This is a genomic window from Flavobacterium sp. (assembly GCF_046296355.1).
GTDB lineage: Bacteria > Bacteroidota > Bacteroidia > Flavobacteriales > Flavobacteriaceae > Flavobacterium.
Map to the genome: position 1 here is coordinate 39134 of NZ_JBKBLM010000017.1, position 20473 is coordinate 59606.

The window sequence follows — 20473 nt, forward strand, 5'->3', positions numbered from 1 at the left end:
TATGAAAAAGTTGATACAAATACTCCTATTGTTATTCATGGTTTCAATCGCCCATGCACAAACTAAAAAAGAAATGCCACAAACCATTTATACTTGTGTAATGGATCCTCAAGTTCGTGTTACCAAACCAGGTAATTGCCCTATTTGTGGTATGAAATTAATTAAAGCAAAGCCTCAGCCAACCAAGAAAAAACCTGTTCCTAAACCTATAACCACACCTGTTAAGAAAATAGTTCCTGTAGTTGCTAGAGAAATTATTCAAGACACCGTTACAACTGTAAAAGAAGTTGAAGTTATTGAGCCAAAGCAACCCATTGTCGTGCTAAAAAACGATCCACCCAAAACTATACGTTATGATTTATATGTGCGCGATACAATTGTCAACTTTACCGGTAAACCCAAAAGAGCGATTGCGGTAAACGGACAAATACCAATGCCAACATTAACTTTCACCCAAGGTGATACTGCTGAAATATATGTGCATAATGAATTAAAAGAAAGCACTTCCTTGCATTGGCACGGCTTGTTTTTACCCAATAAAGAAGATGGTGTTCCTAATTTGACACAGATGCCTATCGAACCGGGAACAACACACAAATACACTTTTCCTATCATTCAACACGGAACCCATTGGTACCACAGTCATTCCGGTTTACAAGAACAAATTGGCATGTATGGTTCGTTTGTTATGAATAAAAGAAATGAAGATCCAACTTTCAGAAAAGGTATTGATGATTTACCCACAATTCCTGTCATTCTGAGCGAATGGACCGATATGAAACCCGAAAACGTGCACAGAATGTTGCACAATGCGACCGATTGGTTTGCTATCAAAAAAGGAACTACACAAAGTTATGCTGAAGCCATCAAAAACGGACATTTTTTAACGAAAGTAACCAACGAATGGAAACGCATGAACGCGATGGATGTAAGCGATGTTTATTATGATAAATTCTTAATCAATGGTAAAACTGAGAATCAATTTTCGCAATTCAAAGCAGGTGATAAAGTACGCCTAAGGATTTCCAATGGTGGTGCTTCCTCCTATTTTTGGCTAAACTATTCCGGTGGAAAAATCACAGTAGTTGCCAGCGATGGTAACGATGTTGAACCCGTAGAAGTGGATAGATTGCTTATAGCCGTTTCTGAAACGTATGACGTCATTGTTACGATTCCGGAAGATAATATCGCTTATGAGTTTTTAGTTACTCCGGAAGACAGAACCAAATCGACTTCATTATTCTTGGGCAACGGAACAAAACACCTAGCAACGCCCTTACCCAAATTGAAGTATTTTGAAGGCATGAAGATGATGAACGAAATGATGAAAATGAATGGCGATTTAGATGATATGGGTATGAAAATGTCTATGAATACGATGGACATGAACTCGGTTATGTATCCTGAAATTACTGGCGCTTCGATGCCAACCGAGGAAACTGACATGAGTCACCACAATCACGGTGATGCAAAACCTCAAAAAATAGTTACGCTTAATTATGCAATGCTAAAATCGCCCACTAAAACCAACTTGCCTAGTGACGCACCGGTCAAAGAACTACGCTTTGAATTATCGGGCAATATGAACCGCTACGTTTGGAGTATGGACAATAAAGTAGTTTCGGAAACCGATAAAATCTTGATTAAGAAAGGCGAAATCGTTCGTATTACCATGTACAACGGTTCGATGATGCGCCATCCGATGCATTTACACGGACATGATTTTAGGGCAATCAACGGTCAAGGTGATTATGCACCGTTAAAAAATATCATCGACATTATGCCGATGGAAACAGATACGATTGAGTTTGAAGCCAACGTAGAAGGCGATTGGTTTTTCCATTGTCATATCCTTTATCACATGATGGCCGGCATGGGGCGCGTTTTTAGTTATGAAAACCAAGCACCAAATCCGTTGATACCGAATCTAAAATTAGCCCAACGAAAATTATTTGCCGACGATAGACAATTTCATATCATGGCCGAAAATGATTTTGCCACTAATGGAAATGACGGAATGTTGATGATTGGCAATACGCGTTGGAGTATCGGCACAGAATGGCGATTGGGTTACGGCGGTAAACATGGGTATGAAACCGAAACCCATATTGGCAGATACTTAGGCAAAATGCAATGGTGGATGCCTTTTATCGGCTTTGATTGGCGTTACCGAAAAATGCATGGTGAAATAGAAAGGAATCTTTTCAATCAAAAAAGCACCAAAGACGAGCGTTCTGTTTTTAGCGCCGGTATCGAATATACTATGCCAATGCTGGTAAAAGCACAGGCTGAAGTGTTTACTGATGGTAATTTTAGATTGCAATTTGAACGAATGGATATTCCGCTTTCAAAAAGATTACGGATGAATTTAATGTGGAATACCGATAAAGAATACATGGCGGGATTCCGCTATATTTTGACTAAAAACCTTGGTGCAACAACCCATTATGACAGTGATATGGGATTAGGTTTTGGTGTGAATTTGAATTATTAAGCATTACAACAAACCGTTATACTTTCTAATAAACCATTCCGAAGCTAACGAAAGTGCCAACAAAACCAATAACCAAACCCAATCCACCAAAAGCGATTTCTTGACGATGGTTTTCTGAATGGCTTTATAACTTTCGTCTTCTGACAATTGTTTGATTAAGGCATCGACTTGGTTTGGCAAATAAGCTTTGCCTTGGGTTTGCGTAGCCAATTGGTTCAATTTATTCCAATCCGGATTGACGAATTGCTTTTCGATATCAAAATCTAAAACTTCAAATCCGCTACTGTAAGAGGAATTGGAATTCAATTCTTTCACGGTAAAGTTGTAGTTTCCTGCCGCTAATCCGTCTAAATTCACTTGGAAAGCATTCGTGGTTCTTAGTAAATCGTAGTTTTTAACTTGCTTGGTTTTGGTATTGGTTACCGCAATGGTTAATCGAGCTTTTTCGTCTAATTCGTAGTTTTTATTGAAATACTGTGCTGTAATTTCAATGCCTTCGCCTGAATTGTAAAAACGCTCGTGGTTCACTACCAAAGACTTTCTGGCATTATTGGAAGCTAAATACTGAATGGTCTTATCCAAGAAAATATCGAAATCGACAAAGTCTTTTTTGGCCAAATAATTATCCGAACGCCATTTCCAAATGTTTTCTCCGAATAAATAAGCCGAACGTTTGCCTTGTTCTTCGTTAAACGTCAACAAAGGTTGATTGGTGGCAATATTTCGAATGGTTGAAGATAATAAAGTATTCGTGTTTCCTTTTGCGGTAATCGTTCCAAATGGATTTTCTAATGGCGGAAATTGTTCAAAACCAATATTATCCAGCGCAAACAAATTAAACTGAGAATCATACGAAGCCAAATAATCTTCCTTCTGCGAACTCATTTTAAAAGTAAACTGACTTTGGTTTTGGTTTAAAAAGTTGAAATCAGTATCGTTTCCGGTGATTATCCAAGTGTTGATTTTGGCATTGGCATTCTTTTCGAAAACCGATTTAAAAGCAACCGTTGGTTGGTAAAGAATTAAAATATTATAATTCTCTAAACTACTGACTTGATTAGGTTTAAGAATGGTTACTTTTCGTTGGGCATTAGTTTCGATAGCGCGTTTGATTGCTCCTAAATCAGGATGCGCCATATCTGAAATCAAGGCGACTTCCGTCTTTTGATCTATCACTTCAACAGCGAAATTCTTGGTGTTGTTATAAGTGTTTTTCTCTTGCTCTTTAGAAGAAATTGTGGCTTTCAGAATTTGCAATCCAACATTATTCGCCGGTAATAAAACATTCAAAGTGGCTGACTTTTTTGAAGGCGAAAAAGCAACCGTTTGCTCATTTAAAACCGAATTCCCTTGGGAAATTTTAAAAGAAGCATTGATACTTTTGGTTCCCGAATAATTCAAGAAAACTTCCACCGGATATTTGTTCTTATGGAAAGCATATTTATTGACATTCAATTGGGTAACTCTCAAATCCAAATAAGTCGTCGTGTCGCCTACTACCAAAGGATATACTTTATTATTTGGGTTAAACCCAAAGACATAATCTTCACCCGAAGTCTGGTTTCCGTCAGAGATTAGAATCGTTGGGAACGTTTGGTTTTTATAGATATTCTTCAAGCTCTTCGCTACGACATCTATATTCGATTGTGTTCCTTTAAAATCAATCGTATCCGAAGGTAAAAAGTCTTCATCGAACTGATACGTCTGCACTTCAAACTTATCATTTAAAGCCGAATTGTCTTTAAGTTTCTCAAACAATTCCAGCGCTTGCTTATCCGACTTCAAATCCACCATCGAAGCAGAATTGTCAATCACTATAGGCAAAGGCGTTTTTACAGTTTCAATTGTTTTTCGAGTAATAATTGGATTAATCAACAAAAGCAACAATCCAAAAACTGAAAAGAAACGCAAAAAAGCCAAAAGTAAAGTCACTTTAGACCTGCTTTTGACTTTGCTTCGCCAGTTCGCGCCTTGCGCTCGGGTGTATAAATATTGGTAAAATGAAACGCCGGCAGCAATTAGTATTGATACAAGTAATAACAAGATTGTTGTGGTGTTCATTATATTTTTATAGTTGTTAAAATAAATAAAGCTCCATAGGAGCTAACTATCTGTAGCATATCAAAGGTTGCAAATATCAGCTCCGTAGGAGCGAACTATCAATCTTCTATCCATTCGAATAAAAATCTTTCATCATATTCAATTTCAAATTTATGCAAAAAATCTGTGTATTCTTCCTTAAATGTTTTTGTTTTGTGGTGTTCTCTCTGATTTGTTATATAATTAACAACCGTATCAATTTGGCTTTTGGAATATGAGAATGCACCATATCCTTCCTGCCAATTGAATTTTCCGTTAATCCATTTGCTATCATTGATAAATTTAGACGAACCCGCTTTAATATCTCTCACTAAATCTGATAGGGACATATTTGGTTTCAATCCAACCAATATATGCACATGGTCTGGCATTGCAAAAATTGACAAAAGCTTTTGTTCTCTATTTTGAACTATTCCAGTAATAAATTTTTGTAATTCTACCCTATTATTTTCCTGAATTAAATTTTGCCTTCCTTTAACCGCAAAAACAATTTGTATGTATAATTGTGTGTAGGTGTTTGGCATTTTAATAGGTCGCTCCGATGGAGCTTTATTAATGGTTTAACGATTTTTCTACAAATAGTATGCTCCTACGGAGCAATGGAAAGACAATTTATATTAAATAAATAGTATGCTACTATGGAGCATTGGAAAAACATTATATATAATTATAAATCACTAACAAAAGTAATAGACGTTTAATTTTCTAGACAATTATCGCTCCGTAGGAGCCGACTGTTTGTAGAATGATTATAGAATATTGCAATAGAGCTCCATCGGAGCGACCTGTCAATCCTAAGTAAGCATTCCTCCGCAAACATTCAATACTTGTCCGCTAACATAAGCACTCATATCAGAGGCGAAGAACAAACAAGCATTCGCAACGTCTTCCGGAGTTCCACCGCGTTTTAACGGAATAGAATCTCTCCAACCTTGTACTACATCGTCGTTTAATTTGGCGGTCATTTCGGTTTCAATAAATCCAGGTGCAATCGCGTTGCAACGGATATTTCTTGAACCTAATTCTAAAGCTACCGATTTGGTAAACCCAATCATACCGGCTTTTGACGCGGCATAATTCGCTTGTCCAGCATTTCCTTTTACCCCAACCACTGAACTCATATTTACGATAGAACCTTTGCGATTTTTCAGCATGATTTTTTGAACGGCTTTGGTCATATTGAATACCGACTTCAAATTGATTTCGATTACTTTATCAAAATCCTCTTCGCTCATGCGCATTAAAAGGTTGTCTTTGGTAATTCCGGCGTTGTTAATTAGCACGTCAACGTTCCCAAAATCGGACATAACATCGTCGACTAATTTTTGGGCTTCATTAAAATCAGCTGCGTTTGATTTGTATCCTTTGGCTTTAATTCCTATAGCGGTTAATTCGTTTTCCAATGCCAAAGCACTTTCGGCAGAAGAACTATAAGTAAAAGCCACATTGGCTCCGTGTTGGGCAAAAACTTTAGCGATGCCGCTTCCGATTCCTCTACTTGCGCCGGTTATAATGGCTACTTTTCCTTCTAATAATTTCATATTGTAAAAGTTTGTTTTTATTATTCTAATGAAAGGTCAAATATAGGAATATTTTACACGTTGAAAAAGTTAACTTTACTTTTAAACCTTTTAAATTTAATTGAGTCCTAGCTGTCAACTAACCAACCAAAACCATTTTTTATGTTCAAAAAGTTTATCCCATTACTTGTTTTGCCACTCACCTATTCCTGTGGTAGTGATGACAGTTCAGACTACGTACCAATCGACCCATACGCCAATATCACGGCTACTTTCGGGAGCAACATCAATCCGGAAAGTCTGGCCAATTACGCCAATCAGACCGTTCCAAATTATATCACCAAAGACAACACCGGCGGAAATGCAATTACGGACAAAGGCGCTACTTTGGGTCGGGTTTTGTTTTACGATAAGAATCTATCTTCCAATAATACAATTTCGTGCTCGAGTTGTCACCAGCAAGCCAATGCTTTTGGTGATAGTAATATTGCAAGCAATGGCGTAAACGGTACAACAGGTCGACATTCGATGCGTTTAATTAATACCCGTTTTGCCAATGAAACCAAATTCTTTTGGGACGAACGCGCTGTAAATTTGGAAACCCAAACCACGATGCCAATAAAAGACCACGGTGAAATGGGCTTTAGCGGGACTAATGGCGACGAACCTTTTAGCGGTTTAATAACCAAATTAAGTAACATTGGTTATTATAAAGAGTTGTTCCAATTTGTCTATGGTAGCGAAGAAATCACCGAAAACAAAATCCAATTGGCTTTGGCCCAATTCATCAGAAGTATTCAATCATTCGATAGTAAATATGATATAGGAAGAGCACAAGCGGCTAATGAAGGACAGCCTTTTGCCAACTTCACGGCTCAGGAAAATCAAGGCAAGAATTTATTTTTATCGCCACCGGTCTTTGATGCTACCGGAAACCGAACTGCCGGAGGATTAGGTTGTGCCGGTTGTCATGCTGCGCCCGAATTTGATATCAATCCGAACACAGGAAACAATGGCATTATTGGTACCATCAGCGGCACCGGAATAGATATTACCAATACCAGAGCACCTTCTTTACGCGACTTAGTAAAACTTGACGGAACCACTAACGGACCGATGATGCATACAGGAGTGATTACTACTTTGCAAGCAGCTATTGGTCATTATGGTACGATTAATTTAGCGCCGGGCAATACTAATTTGGACCCAAGATTACGCCCCAATGGATTTGGACAACAACTCCATTTAACCGCTCCGGAAGTCAATGCAGTGATTGCTTTCTTGAGGACTTTATCTGGAACCAATGTTTACACCGATCCTAAATGGGCTAATCCGTTTCCGAATTAATAGAAACATTTATTGTAGAGACGCGATGCATCGCGTCTCTACTCTTTTTTTTCTATCCTATTGCTTTCTATTAATTCGTTTAGTAACTCTTCTTGTTTTTGCAACATCATTAGTTGGTAATTTTGTCTTACCATCTCCTTCGGCCCACATCTTTCCAAGCTTTTCATAGCTTTATCTTCTAAAGTTACTAAGGCTCCGGGATGCAGTGCGTCCTCTTTATCTTCCTGTTCTTTAAAATAATCAATTAGTTGGAGTAGATTCAATGTAGCTCGATATTCTTCTTCCATTTTGGGTAACTTTCTAATGATACCCGACTGAAAATGTTTACAGTCGTCTAAGGCTTTCGTAAGAAACTTTTCTTTTTCTTCCTCCCAATCAGCAATTTGAGGATAATCCTTTGCTTCTGGTGCTTTGGTAGTGGCCATAAAAATTCCTATTTGTGATGATCTTACTAAAGCTGTTGTAGGCAATTCTCGTAAACCCAATTCGAAAAGTGATAATTGGCTTCGGGTAATATTCAATAATTCAGACATTTCGTATTGCGTAAGATTCAATTCTTTTCTGAGGTGTGTGCTTTTTTTCATCTGTAGCATTTATTTTGTAGCATTTTAAATTGCTACAGTATTATTGCTACATTCTAAAACAAATAAGGTGCCAAACCAAAAAAGCCCCGATTTCTCGAGGCTTTTCATTTATAATATATGTATGGGAATCAATTATCCCATTACTTCTTTTACTTTTTTACCAATCTCAGCAGGAGAATCTACTACGTGAATACCACATTCTCTCATGATTCGTTTTTTGGCTTCAGCCGTATCATCAGAACCACCAACGATTGCACCGGCGTGACCCATAGTACGTCCTTTTGGAGCCGTTTCACCAGCGATAAAACCAACCACCGGTTTGCGGTTACCGTCAGCTTTAATCCAATAAGCAGCATCTGCTTCTAATTGGCCACCGATTTCACCAATCATGATGATACATTCGGTTTCCGGATCGTTCATTAATAATTCTACAGCTTCTTTAGTCGTTGTTCCAATGATTGGATCTCCACCAATTCCGATAGCGGTTGTAATCCCTAATCCTTGTTTTACTACTTGGTCTGCCGCTTCATAAGTTAAAGTCCCCGATTTAGAAACAATCCCTACTTTACCTTTTTTGAATACAAAACCAGGCATGATACCTACTTTAGCTTCTTCCGGAGTGATTACACCCGGACAGTTTGGCCCAATTAATCTACAGTTTTTACCTTTGATAAAATCATAAGCTTTAATCATATCTGCCACCGGAATACCTTCTGTAATCGCGATGATTACTTTGATACCCGCATCAGCAGCTTCCATAATAGCATCGGCAGCAAATGCCGGCGGAACAAAAATGATAGAAGTATCAGCTCCGGCTTGCTCTACAGCGTCTTTAACCGTATTAAAAACCGGACGCTCTAAATGGGTTGAACCACCTTTACCAGGCGTTACACCACCAACTACATTGGTTCCGTATTCAATCATTTGGGAAGCGTGAAATGTTCCTTCACTTCCTGTAAATCCTTGTACTATTATTTTTGAATTTTTATTAACTAAAACGCTCATGTTTGTGTTTGTTTATTTGTGTTTATTTTTTGTGATGCAAAAGTAGAAAATAGTAATTAGTAATTAGTAATTAGTGATTAGTTTTTTGCAAAATTACTATAGTTGACTCATCTGATAGCCGCGGTATAATTTATCGTCTTTGACTTCCCACACGACCATGAAGTGCGCCAACATCATTTCCTCTCTGGGATTTTCAATGGTTTTTACGTAATGTGCATAACGAACAGCAACCGTATTTCCATTGGCCACGATATGAGAGATTCTTGATTTGGAACGAAGATAAGCTTTGCTCAACTCTGTACTCAATTCAACGATTTGACTTTGGTGAAGTTTCAAAAAACCTTTGGTACTGTGCCATTCCAAAACAACATCAGGATGCAGTAAAGCTTTCACTTTATCCGCGTCTAATATTACATCCGATTTGTAAAATTCTTGAACGATAGCTTTAGCGCTCATATTTATTTTAGTTTATTTAAAATTTCAGGTATTTTCTTGATATAAGCAAACTGTTTCATCTTTTCACGAGCTTCATCTATAGGTGTTCCCGAATAGGTTTTTCCGCCTTCAATAGATTTACTTACACCGGTTTGGCCTAAAACAACTGCTTTTGTACCAATGGTAATTCCGCTTGTTGTTCCCACTTGTCCCCAAAGCGTAACTTCATCTTCAATGATTACACAACCGGCAATTCCGGTTTGGGCAGCAATCAGACATTTTTTACCAATTACGGTATCGTGCCCCACATGGACTTGGTTGTCAATTTTAGTTCCGGCACCGATAGTGGTATCGCCTGTAACCCCTTTATCGATGGTACACAACGCTCCTATGCCAACATTATCCTCAATAATAACTCTTCCGCCTGAAAGCAATTGGTCAAAACCTTCCGGACGTTTTTTATAATAAAAAGCATCAGCACCTAAAATGGTTCCCGAATGGATAATCACATTGTCACCAATAACCGTATGGTCATACACAATTACATTGGCATGCAACAAGCAGTTTTTACCGATAGTAACATGGTGACCGATAAAACAATTCGGCTGAATGACTGTTCCCTCTCCAATTGAAGCGGAAGATGAAACGCTGGCATTAGCAGCCACAAAAGGTCTGAAATGCTTAGTCAATTTATTGAAATCTCTAAAAGGATCATCGGATATCAACAACGCTTTGCCTTCCGGACAATCGACTTCTTTGTTGATTAAAACAATAGTCGCTGCTGATTGTAAAGCTTTATCATAATATTTCGGATGGTCAACAAAAACAATATCACCCGGTTCCACCACGTGAATTTCGTTCATGCCATGAACGGCAAAATCATCGGCGCCAACGTATTGACTGTCGATGATGGTTGCGATTTCTTTTAGGGTATGTATTCTTGGAAACTTCATGTTTTAGTGTTCAGTAATCAGTATTCAGTATTCAGTTTTTCTGCTAACTGACCACTATTCCTTAACTCTTTCCATATAAGAACCTGTAGCCGTATCAATTTTGATTTTATCACCTTCGTTGATGAATAAAGGGACGTTTACAGAAGCTCCGGTTTCTACTTTCGCAGGTTTGGTAGCATTAGTAGCGGTATTTCCTTTTACACCCGGTTCGGCATAAGTCACTTCTAAAACTATAGAAGCCGGCATATCTACTGATAAAGGCAAATCGGTTTCCGTGTTAATTTGAACCATCACTACTGTTCCTTCTTTTAATAAATCGGGAGCATCAAGGACTTTTTTATCCAAAGTAATTTGCTCGTAGGATTCCGTATTCATAAAATGAAACTGATCACCTTCCGCATATAAAAACTGGAAGTTTTGTGTTTCTACACGAACTTCATCAATCTTGTGTCCGGCCGAAAAAGTATTGTCCAATACTTTACCGTTGGTTAAACTTCTCAATTTAGTTCTAACGAAAGCCGGTCCTTTTCCCGGTTTAACGTGAAGGAATTCAATAATTTTATAAATATCGTGATTGAACTTAATGCATAATCCGTTTCTAATATCTGATGTAGATGCCATTGTAATGTGTATTTGTTAATGCGGTTATTTGTTTATTTGTTTTTAATAAGATCCTGAATATCCTTTCATGATTCCTCGTGAAGAGTTTCTGATGAAATCCAAAATCTCGTCTCTTTCCGGTGTTGCTTCCATTTCACCTTCAATGATGGCCATTGCTTGTGAAGTGTTATAGTTTTTTTGGTACAATATTCTGTAAATATCCTGAATCTCTCTAATCTTGTCTGAAGTAAAACCTCTTCGTCTCAATCCTACTGAGTTAATTCCAACATAAGAAAGCGGTTCTTTTGCGGCTTTAGTGTAAGGCGGAACGTCTTTACGTACCAAGGAACCACCGGAAATCATAGCGTGATCTCCAATATGGATAAACTGGTGAATTGCTGCTAAACCACCAATGATAGCGTAGTTTCCAACGATTACGTGTCCGGCCAAAGCCACTCCATTTACGATAATAGCGTTGTCACCAATATGACAATCATGCGCAATATGCGCGGTTGCCATAACCAAACAGTTTTTACCAATTACGGTTTGTCCTGAAGCGATAGTACCACGGTTAATCGTTACACATTCTCTGATGGTTGAATTATCGCCGATTATGGCTAGTGAATCTTCGCCACCAAATTTTAAATCTTGGGGCACAGCGGCAATTACGGCACCGGGAAAAATATTGCAATTCTTTCCGATACGGGCACCTTCCATGATGGTAACATTGGAACCAATCCAAGTTCCTTCACCGATGATGACGTTGTTATGAATAGTTGTAAAGGGTTCTATTACGACATTCTTAGCGATTTTGGCACCAGGATGTACATAGGCTAACGGTTGGTTCATATATTATTGTTTTTTGGCTATTTGCGCCATAAGTTCCGCTTCGGCTACTAACTTTCCGTTAGCATACGCTTTGGCTTGCATATGACAAATTCCTCTTCTTATTGGCGTAATCAATTCGCATTTAAATATCAAAGTATCGCCCGGAAGCACTTTGTGTTTGAACTTCACATTGTCTATCTTCATAAAGAATGTCAAGTAATTTTCAGGATCGGGAACGGTGCTTAGCACTAGAATTCCTCCTGTTTGTGCCATTGCCTCTACGATGATAACGCCGGGCATAACCGGTGCTTCAGGGAAATGGCCCACGAAGAAACCTTCGTTCATCGTTACGTTTTTCATTCCGACCACATGGTTGTCTGACATTTCAATGATTCTGTCAATGAATAAAAATGGCGGACGGTGAGGCAAGATACTCATGATTTTGTGAATATCCATCAATGGTTCCAAATTCAAATCGTAAACCGGAACTTGATTGCGTTGTTCTATTTTGATAATCTTAGATAGTTTTTTGGCAAATTGTGTATTCACAAAATGACCCGGTTTATTGGCAATTACTTTTCCTTTAATTCTGGTTCCGATTAAAGCCAAATCACCAATCACGTCAAGCAATTTGTGACGTGCCGCTTCATTTGGATAATGTAAAGTCAAATTATCAAGGATTCCATTTGGTTTCACTGAAATTTTATCTTTTCCGAAAGCTACTTTCAGATTATCCATGGTTTTCTCAGAAATCTCTTTGTCAACGTAGACAATGGCGTTGTTTAAATCGCCTCCTTTGATTAAACCGTTGTCTAATAAAGTTTCTAATTCGTGAAGAAAACTAAATGTTCTGGCATCTGAGATTTCAGTTTTGAAATCAGAAATATTTTTTAAAGTAGCATTTTGTGTGCCTAAGACTTTGGTTCCAAAATCAACCATAGCGGTTACTTGGTAATCGTCTGAAGGCATTACAAGGATTTCACTTCCGGTGGTTTCATCGGTAAAAGAGATTACTTCTTTTACTACATAATAACATCTTTCAGCGTCTTGTTCAACGATTCCGGCTTTTTCAATAGCTTCCACAAAAAACTTCGAAGAACCATCCATAATGGGTGGCTCCGATTCGTTTAATTCGATAATAACATTATCCACATCACAACCTACAAAGGCAGCTAGAACGTGTTCTGAAGTTTGGATTTTTACGCCTAATTTTTCAAGGTTGGTTCCTCTTTGGGTATTCACCACATAATTAGCGTCGGCTTCAATAATTGGGCTTCCCTCTAAATCAACTCTGACAAAAGTATAGCCATTGTTTATTGGTGCGGGTTTAAAAGTCATCTTTACTTCTTTTCCTGTATGGAGTCCAACTCCGGTCAAGGAAACTTCGTTTTGGATGGTTTTCTGTTTAACCATTGGTATGCTTATTTATTAGTTTGTTATTTATTTTTCTTCAATTCTTCTAAGTCGGCTACAATCTTCGGTAAGTTCCTGAAATGAACATACGATTTACTGTAGTCGCCATAATTAAAAGCCGGAGAACCTTGTATGGTTTCCCCATCGGCTATATTTTTTCCTATTCCTGATTGCGCTTGCACACGAACATTATTGCCAATAGTCAAATGTCCTGCAATACCCACTTGTCCACCAATCATGCAATTGTTTCCTATTTTGGACGAACCTGCGACACCGGTTTGAGCGGCAATCACGGTGTTCTCTCCTATTTCAACATTGTGGGCAATTTGAATATGATTATCGAGCTTAACGCCTTTTCGGATGATGGTTGAGCCTAATGTCGCTCTGTCAATAGTAGTGCAAGCACCAACATCAACATAATCTTCCATAATCACATTCCCGATTTGAGGTATTTTGCTGAAGGTTCCATCTTCGGTTGGCGCAAAACCAAATCCATCTGAACCTATAATAGCTCCGGAATGTATAGCACAATTAGCACCAATAATTGATTCGGAATATACTCTGACACCGGCAAAAAGAATGGTATTATCACCTATGGTTACATTGTCACCCACAAAAGTGTTCGGATAGATTTTTACATTGTCACCAATAATGACATTTTTGCCAATGTAACTAAAACTACCTAAGTACAAATTCTCGCCATAAGTCACATTTTCTGAAATCACTGAAGGTTGTTCAATCCCTGATTTCATTAGCTTCACCTGATTATAGTATTCAAGCAATTTTGAAAAAGATTGATAAGCGTCTTCGACTTTAATCAAAGTAGTTTTGATTTCGTTCTCAGGTTCGAAGGTATTGTTTACGATGGTAATCGTAGCTTCGGTTGAGTAGATATAATTGAGGTATTTTGGGTTGGCTAAGAATGTTAGCGAACCTTCAGTGCCTTCTTCGATTTTTGACAACTTGAAAACTTCGGCGTCCGGGTTGCCTACCACTTCGCCTTCAAGAATTCCCGCTATTTGAGCTGCTGTAAATTTCATTCCGACAAAAGTATAAAAAAAACGATTTTAATGTTAAATTTCGGCAAGTTGTTTTGGGTAACAAATAAAATACTTGGTTACCGGCTTTGATAATGCCTTTAAATTCAATTGGTCCGAAGCTTCCACTACATCTTCTATCGTTCGGTCTTTCTTCAAAATGCGAATCGGTTCTGCTTCCTTACTGTAAGCCTGATTTTTAATCTTTCCTTTAAAAATAAAATACTTGGCTTCTTGAATGGTGATATTATTTTCTTTGGCAAACCGACTTGACATTTCCTGCAATACTTCCACCGGGAATTTTTCGCTGTGGAGTTTGATTTTGGATAAATCACGATTGATAATCATTTTGCTTAAACTACTCAAAATAAAATCCTCGTGAAACTGCCAAACTTTTAAAGCACTAATAATATCAAAATCATCTAATTGCGCAAAAGTATCTAAATCATGAGTTGAGAAATTATCCAGTGTGACTTTGTGTTCCATAAAGTACTTCAACGGCTTGCTGCATTCTATTTCAATGCCTTTATGAAGAAGTTCTTTGGCTCTTTGCAATGTTTTGGTCAACGTCAATTCGGCGACCAAACTTGTTTTGTGCAAATAAGCTTGCCAATACATTAATCGGCGCGCCATCAAGAATTTTTCTATCGAATAAATCCCTTTTTCTTCCATGACCAAAACATCATCGACGACGTTCATCATTTGGATTAAACGGTCGGAATTGATGTTTCCTTCTGCAACACCCGAATAAAAACTGTCGCGTTTTAAATAATCCATTCGGTCCATGTCGAGCTGACTTGAAACCAACTGCAACATAAATTTTCGGTGGTATTCGCCTTTGAATACTTGGATAGCCAAACTCAATTGTCCATCAAATTCCTCGTTTAATTTATTCATAAACAACAACGAAATCGCTTCGTGATTGACTTCTTCTACAATGCTGTGTTCCATCGCATGCGAAAATGGTCCGTGCCCGATGTCGTGTAAAAGAATGGCGATTAACAAAGCATTTTCTTCCTCTTTTGAAACAGAAACTCCTTTAAAACGAAGTACTTCCACGGCTTGTTGCATCATGTGCATCGCGCCAAGCGCATGGTGAAAACGCGTATGATGCGCACCGGGATAAACCAAATAAGACAAACCCATTTGGGAAATACGACGCAAACGCTGAAAATAAGGATGCTGAATTAAATCATAAACCAAGGTATTGGGAATGGTAATAAACCCATAAATCGGATCGTTGAATATTTTTAGTTTATTGGTTTGGCTCACAGTTTTATTGTTTTTTCAACCACATAGATACATAGTTTTTATTAATGGCATCAAGAAGTTTCTCTTTAGTATAGAAAATTATAGCAATCTGATAGTAATTTCTATGTTTCTATGTGGTTTCAGTTTAGTAAAGATATAAATTTAGACCAAGGCTTTAAAATAGTTCAATAACTGTTTGTTGTTCTCACGCGTTGGTGTAAAAACTTCTAATATGGCAGGTTTGTCGTTGTTTTGAAATAATTGTTTCAAACCATCGGTCAATGTCGCTTCATCGCTCGCTATGGCATAATCCAATTGGTACATTTTGGCCAAATGTTCTGCGGTCAAACAGTGTGAAGTTTCAAAGTAAGTATTGAAAGTTTCATTTTCCTGATGACCGGGAAGAATTCTGAAAATGCCGCCACCGCCATTATTAATCAATATAATTTTGAAATTTTTTGGGATATAATTGTTCCAAAGCGCATTGCTATCATATAAAAATCCAATATCTCCGGTGATTAAAACGGTTGGCTTTTTGCTTCCAACGGCTGCACCAATTGCGGTAGATGTACTTCCATCAATACCGCTAGTTCCTCGGTTGCAAAACACTTGAATGGAATTGTCAATATCAAATAACTGAGCGTAACGAATCGCAGCACTGTTGCTGATTTGCAACTGAATATTCTTTGGCAAAGCCGATAATAAATTTTCAAAAGCTTTTAAATCAGAGAATTTCACTTTAGCCAAATACTCGTTGTGTTTCACTTTTCTATCCTGATGAATCGTTTCAAAAGTCGATTTGTAATGGCTTTTGACTTCTTTTAAATGCGGCATAAACTGTAAAAAAAACTGATTCGGACTCACCACAAAATGTTTAGTCAGTATGCCAAAGGTGTTGTAAGCTCTCAGTTCGTCAATATGCCAATGGTGTCTTGGTTTGTATTTTCTCAGGAATGCTTTTACTCTTTTGGAAACAATCATACCGCCAAAAGTGATAAGTATTCTAGGTTGTAATTCGGTAAACTCTTTTGGTCCAAAAGGCGTAATCAGCGTGTCAATATTATTGATAAATGAGGGATAATGTAAGTTTGACGTGGTTTCTGTCAGCACAACAACCGAAGGAAATTCGGCAAGCTTGTCAATCCATTTTTGTTCTACTGAATTGGGAGCGCATTCGCCTACTAATACCAAAATTTTTTGGCTGTGGTTCCATAAAGTCGAAAAAGCGATGATATCTTCTACCCTAACTTGGCGGTGGACTTTAAATAAACTCGTTAAATTCACATCGACCGTTAGCTTATTTGTGGTTTGGTATAAAGGTTCTTCAAACGGCACATTGATATGCACCGGACCTTTGTGCGCAATGGCTACGTTAATCGCTTCATTGATAAACACATCGTTTTCTTCAGAAGCTTCTTGGAGTAAATTGGCATTGTACAAAGAGTGATTCAAAAAAACATTTTCTTGGCGAATGGTTTGCCCGTCGCCAATATCGATTTTGTCAAAAGGTCTATCGGCTGAAATGACAACAAAAGGAATCTGGCTGTAAAAAGCTTCCGCTAATGCCGGATAATAATTCAACAACGCTGAACCAGAAGTACAAACAACCGCTACCGGTTTTTGTGTTTGTTGGGCAATACCCAAAGCAAAAAAGGCAGCACAACGCTCGTCCGCAATACTATAACAACGAAAATTAGGGTTATTGGTAAACCCGATAGTCAACGGTGCATTTCTGGAACCTGGCGAAATAATAATATCGTGAACTCCTTTGGCATTGCAAATCTCAATAATGCTTTGTGCCAACGGTATTTTGGGATAAATCATTGTTGTTTTTTATGGACTACAAAGGTACAAAGTTGTGTAGGTTTTTCAATACTAATGAATAGTTTTATTACTTTTGAGTACACTTTTTTATCCCATGGAAATTAGCATTAGACCTTATCGAAATCAAGATGTTCAACCTATAGTGGACATTATCAATTACAATATTTTAAATTCAACCGCTTTATACGATTATCAGCCGCGGACTTTGGAACAGCAAGAGGCGATTTTTGAAGATAAACTAAAGAAAGGCTTTCCGGTAATTGTGGCCACTATTGAGGATAAAGTAGTTGGCTTTGGTTATTACAGCGAGTTTCGTTTTAGAGAAGCTTATCGCTTTACCGTTGAACATTCGGTTTATGTAGCCAATGATTTTCACGGCAAAGGCATTGGTAAATTGATTATGGAAAACCTAATTCATTTGGCCAAAAATCAAAAACTGCACACCATGATAGCGGTAATTGACTCGGAAAACCAAAGCAGTGTGACTTTTCATGAGCAATTTGGTTTTAAAACCGTAGCAGTGCTTAAAGAAACCGGATTTAAATTTGACCGCTGGTTGCATTCTCAGCTTATGCAATTGATGTTGGAATAATCCTTAAAAATTACTTTTATGAAAAGACAACTCATCAGTTCGGGCTCCACTTTTGAAACAGCAATCGGTTATTCGCGAGCAGTAGTTCAAGGCGATTGGGTTTTTGTATCCGGCACCACCGGTTTTGATTATGAAACAATGACCATTTCGGAAGAGATCGAAGAACAAACAGAGCAATGTTTGAAAAATATTGTTGCTGCTTTGAAGAAAGCTGACGCCGAAATAACTGATGTAGTTCGCGTACTTTATATTGTGCCAAATGCGGAAGAATTTAAGCTATGTTGGCCAATACTTAGAAAGTATTTTGGCGAAAGCCGACCGGCTGCCACTATGATTTCCGCAGGTTTAGCTGATACTCGAATGAAAATTGAGATTGAAGTGACTGCTATAAAGCAGAAATAAAAAAGTTAAAATGAAGATTTTATTTATTAATTTTTGAATATAATTTGATTAATAAAGTGTCAAACCATTTAAAATCGTTCATCAAATTATGAAACATTAATTCTACTCGTATAATATTGTTTTACAATGCTCAACTACCTTCATTTGTAATTTATTAATTTTGAAAGTTAAAAATTCATCAAAATTATTTTTTCTTACCAAAATACAAACAACTGCGTAATCGTCATGTGAATATGCCTTGAAAACAATAATATTAGCTTTCTTTTTCTTTGAAATTAAATTGTCAAAAAAGGAGATTTTTTTTTTAATTTTTGAGTTCTCAGGATATCTTATTTCATTATCATTAATTTTTAAAGTATCTATTTCAGTTTTTGGCATGCATTTACTATACCCATTAGAATCTGAATTAATTTTTCCATTGAATAAAAATTTTTTAATATTCTTGAATTCGCTATCAATCAAATTTTCTAATAAGTAATTAAATGCAATTCTCTCAAAGGATTCTTTTTTTTGGCCATTTACGGAAATACAGCAAAGTACTAGTATCAATAAACATACTTTTTTCATTTTCTAATGCTTTTTTAAAGCTCTATTAACTTGTTTGTAGAAATCTTTTCAGGTATAAAGTTTTAGTGTAAACAAATTCGAAGACTGAAACTTAACACTATCCAAAAATAAACAAAAAAACCGATGAGGGTTTCATCAGTTTTTTATAAAAAAGTCAGGGGGTATTTGTCAGGCAATTTCGATGCCGTTCTCTTCTAATATAGAGAGTAAATAATTACTCTGATTGGCGTTGTATTTCTCTACGCCGCTTTGGTACCATTTCTGGATAACATCAATTTGGAAACCGGTATAACCATCAGAATCGATATCCATTCCCAACATTCCGGCTAAAAGAAAATCTTCTAACACTTTGTTTGTGACTATCAATTGCGGAATGCCATAAGCTACTTTTCCGTTTAATCGTTCATACTCTATTCTTCCTTGTTCGAAACCAAATTTATAGGCTTCATTTTTATTTTCAGAAATTGTAATATAAGGATTGTGGCCACTTGCATAACCCTCCAAATAATCCTCTCTGTATACTGGGTTGAAAATATTCTTCATATAATGATCATTGTGGTAGTTGATATTTAATTCAAAACTAATAACAATAGTTTAACATTGAATCAAAAATCGTTGAACGGATAAAAAACTCTTTAAACCACGAGTTCAGTGAAGTTTGTCGATTATTTTAAAGCAAAAAACCTGACGAATGACTTCATCAGGTTTTAGTTCAATAAAACTATTATTTTACTTTTCGTTAATCCAACCGACAATTGCGACATCAGTTGGTAATACTCTTGGCGATAAAACTTTAACTAATTCACCTTGTTCGTTGATTAAGTATTTTTGGAAATTCCATTCGACTTCGCTGTCTTGTAATCCGTTTTTACTTTTTTGGGTTAAGAATTGGTAAACTTCACTTTTATCGTCTCCTTTTACTGAAACTTTACCCATCATTGGAAACGTAACGCCATAATTCATTTCACAAAATTGGGCTATTTGTTCATTACTTCCCGGTTCTTGTGCTCCGAAGTTATTGGCCGGAAAACCAATGATTACAAAATTTTTGTCTTTGTATTTTTTGTAAATGGCTTCTAAGTCTTTGTATTGTGGAGTCAATCCACACTCGGAAGCGGTATTTACAATTAGTATTTTTTTGCCTTTTAGTGAGGCGAAGTCAAATTCTTGACCATATAAATCTTTTACCTTAAACTGGTAAATTGTTTCTGCTTTTACTGCTGTGTTCATTTCTTTATTGTTTTCTGTGGAATTTGTATCTGAATTTGGTTGCGCATTGCTTTGACAGCTCCAAAGTAACAATACGCTGCAACTCAGTAGGATTATTTTTTTCATCTCTAAATTTTTTATAAAATTACTCATTATTCAATAGTTTGCTGTTATACAATTGCTAAAGTTTATGTTAAATAAAAAAAGCCCAATGAATCTTCACCATTGGGCTTCCAACAAACATGATAGAAATTTGATTTCTACCACAAAACAAAAAACCTAAACAAAAATCATAGCGGATTTTTCCCTAAA

Annotated in this window: 20 protein-coding genes; 4 read left to right on the forward strand and 16 right to left on the reverse strand. The window is 37.1% G+C overall.

What is annotated here, in order from left to right; genetic code table 11:
- Position 1 precedes the first annotated feature (1 nt).
- A complete protein-coding gene (locus tag ACK4HO_RS08310; RefSeq protein WP_409664803.1) occupies positions 2-2494 on the forward strand; it encodes a multicopper oxidase domain-containing protein in 2493 nt (830 codons plus the stop codon).
- Positions 2495-2497: 3 nt separating this feature from the next.
- Here ACK4HO_RS08310 and ACK4HO_RS08315 read toward each other — a convergent pair whose 3' ends face one another.
- The 3 genes from ACK4HO_RS08315 to fabG form a co-directional block, all read right to left on the reverse strand.
- Positions 2498-4555: a hypothetical protein gene (locus tag ACK4HO_RS08315; RefSeq protein WP_409664805.1), complete on the reverse strand. Its 2058-nt coding sequence runs from the start codon at positions 4553-4555 to the stop codon at positions 2498-2500.
- Between the two features lie 98 nt (positions 4556-4653).
- Positions 4654-5118 (reverse strand): IS200/IS605 family transposase, encoded by a 465-nt coding sequence (gene tnpA, locus ACK4HO_RS08320; protein WP_409664806.1) that lies wholly within the window; start codon positions 5116-5118, stop codon positions 4654-4656.
- 270 nt (positions 5119-5388) lie between these two features.
- Positions 5389-6135, reverse strand: a complete 747-nt coding sequence (gene fabG / locus ACK4HO_RS08325) for a 3-oxoacyl-[acyl-carrier-protein] reductase (RefSeq protein ID WP_409664808.1) — start codon at positions 6133-6135, stop codon at positions 5389-5391.
- Positions 6136-6276: 141 nt separating this feature from the next.
- Between fabG and ACK4HO_RS08330 the strand changes: the two genes are divergently transcribed.
- Positions 6277-7461, forward strand: a complete 1185-nt coding sequence (locus ACK4HO_RS08330) for a cytochrome-c peroxidase (protein ID WP_409664810.1) — start codon at positions 6277-6279, stop codon at positions 7459-7461.
- A gap of 38 nt (positions 7462-7499) precedes the next feature.
- Here ACK4HO_RS08330 and ACK4HO_RS08335 read toward each other — a convergent pair whose 3' ends face one another.
- From ACK4HO_RS08335 to menD, 10 genes are all read right to left on the reverse strand, one after another.
- Positions 7500-8045: a helix-turn-helix domain-containing protein gene (locus tag ACK4HO_RS08335; RefSeq protein ID WP_409664812.1), complete on the reverse strand. Its 546-nt coding sequence runs from the start codon at positions 8043-8045 to the stop codon at positions 7500-7502.
- Positions 8046-8177: 132 nt separating this feature from the next.
- Positions 8178-9050, reverse strand: coding sequence for a succinate--CoA ligase subunit alpha (gene sucD / locus ACK4HO_RS08340; protein ID WP_409664813.1), 873 nt, complete (start codon positions 9048-9050; stop codon positions 8178-8180).
- 96 nt (positions 9051-9146) lie between these two features.
- Positions 9147-9506, reverse strand: a complete 360-nt coding sequence (locus ACK4HO_RS08345; RefSeq protein ID WP_409664815.1) for a nuclear transport factor 2 family protein — start codon at positions 9504-9506, stop codon at positions 9147-9149.
- Positions 9507-9508: 2 nt separating this feature from the next.
- Complete coding sequence (locus tag ACK4HO_RS08350) at positions 9509-10438, reverse strand: UDP-3-O-(3-hydroxymyristoyl)glucosamine N-acyltransferase (RefSeq protein WP_409664817.1); 930 nt, start codon at positions 10436-10438, stop codon at positions 9509-9511.
- A 54-nt stretch (positions 10439-10492) separates the two neighbouring features.
- Complete coding sequence (efp, locus tag ACK4HO_RS08355) at positions 10493-11059, reverse strand: elongation factor P (RefSeq protein WP_187660420.1); 567 nt, start codon at positions 11057-11059, stop codon at positions 10493-10495.
- 42 nt (positions 11060-11101) lie between these two features.
- Entirely contained in the window at positions 11102-11887 is a 786-nt protein-coding gene (gene lpxA / locus ACK4HO_RS08360) for an acyl-ACP--UDP-N-acetylglucosamine O-acyltransferase (RefSeq protein WP_121313714.1), read from the reverse strand.
- A gap of 3 nt (positions 11888-11890) precedes the next feature.
- Positions 11891-13279, reverse strand: a complete 1389-nt coding sequence (locus ACK4HO_RS08365; protein ID WP_409664820.1) for a bifunctional UDP-3-O-[3-hydroxymyristoyl] N-acetylglucosamine deacetylase/3-hydroxyacyl-ACP dehydratase — start codon at positions 13277-13279, stop codon at positions 11891-11893.
- A gap of 23 nt (positions 13280-13302) precedes the next feature.
- Positions 13303-14319 (reverse strand): UDP-3-O-(3-hydroxymyristoyl)glucosamine N-acyltransferase, encoded by a 1017-nt coding sequence (gene lpxD / locus ACK4HO_RS08370; RefSeq protein WP_409664822.1) that lies wholly within the window; start codon positions 14317-14319, stop codon positions 13303-13305.
- Positions 14320-14352: 33 nt separating this feature from the next.
- A complete protein-coding gene (locus ACK4HO_RS08375) occupies positions 14353-15588 on the reverse strand; it encodes an HD domain-containing protein (protein WP_409664824.1) in 1236 nt (411 codons plus the stop codon).
- 141 nt (positions 15589-15729) lie between these two features.
- Positions 15730-17391 (reverse strand): 2-succinyl-5-enolpyruvyl-6-hydroxy-3-cyclohexene-1-carboxylic-acid synthase, encoded by a 1662-nt coding sequence (gene menD, locus ACK4HO_RS08380; RefSeq protein ID WP_409664825.1) that lies wholly within the window; start codon positions 17389-17391, stop codon positions 15730-15732.
- 94 nt (positions 17392-17485) lie between these two features.
- Between menD and ACK4HO_RS08385 the strand changes: the two genes are divergently transcribed.
- Positions 17486-17983, forward strand: coding sequence for an N-acetyltransferase family protein (locus ACK4HO_RS08385; RefSeq protein ID WP_409664827.1), 498 nt, complete (start codon positions 17486-17488; stop codon positions 17981-17983).
- An 18-nt stretch (positions 17984-18001) separates the two neighbouring features.
- Positions 18002-18385: a RidA family protein gene (locus ACK4HO_RS08390; protein ID WP_409664829.1), complete on the forward strand. Its 384-nt coding sequence runs from the start codon at positions 18002-18004 to the stop codon at positions 18383-18385.
- Positions 18386-18487: 102 nt separating this feature from the next.
- Here ACK4HO_RS08390 and ACK4HO_RS08395 read toward each other — a convergent pair whose 3' ends face one another.
- From ACK4HO_RS08395 to ACK4HO_RS08405, 3 genes are all read right to left on the reverse strand, one after another.
- A complete protein-coding gene (locus ACK4HO_RS08395) occupies positions 18488-18952 on the reverse strand; it encodes a hypothetical protein (RefSeq protein WP_409664831.1) in 465 nt (154 codons plus the stop codon).
- Positions 18953-19120: 168 nt separating this feature from the next.
- Positions 19121-19495 (reverse strand): hypothetical protein, encoded by a 375-nt coding sequence (locus tag ACK4HO_RS08400; protein ID WP_409664833.1) that lies wholly within the window; start codon positions 19493-19495, stop codon positions 19121-19123.
- 186 nt (positions 19496-19681) lie between these two features.
- Complete coding sequence (locus tag ACK4HO_RS08405) at positions 19682-20287, reverse strand: glutathione peroxidase (protein WP_409664835.1); 606 nt, start codon at positions 20285-20287, stop codon at positions 19682-19684.
- Positions 20288-20473: the final 186 nt, after the last annotated feature.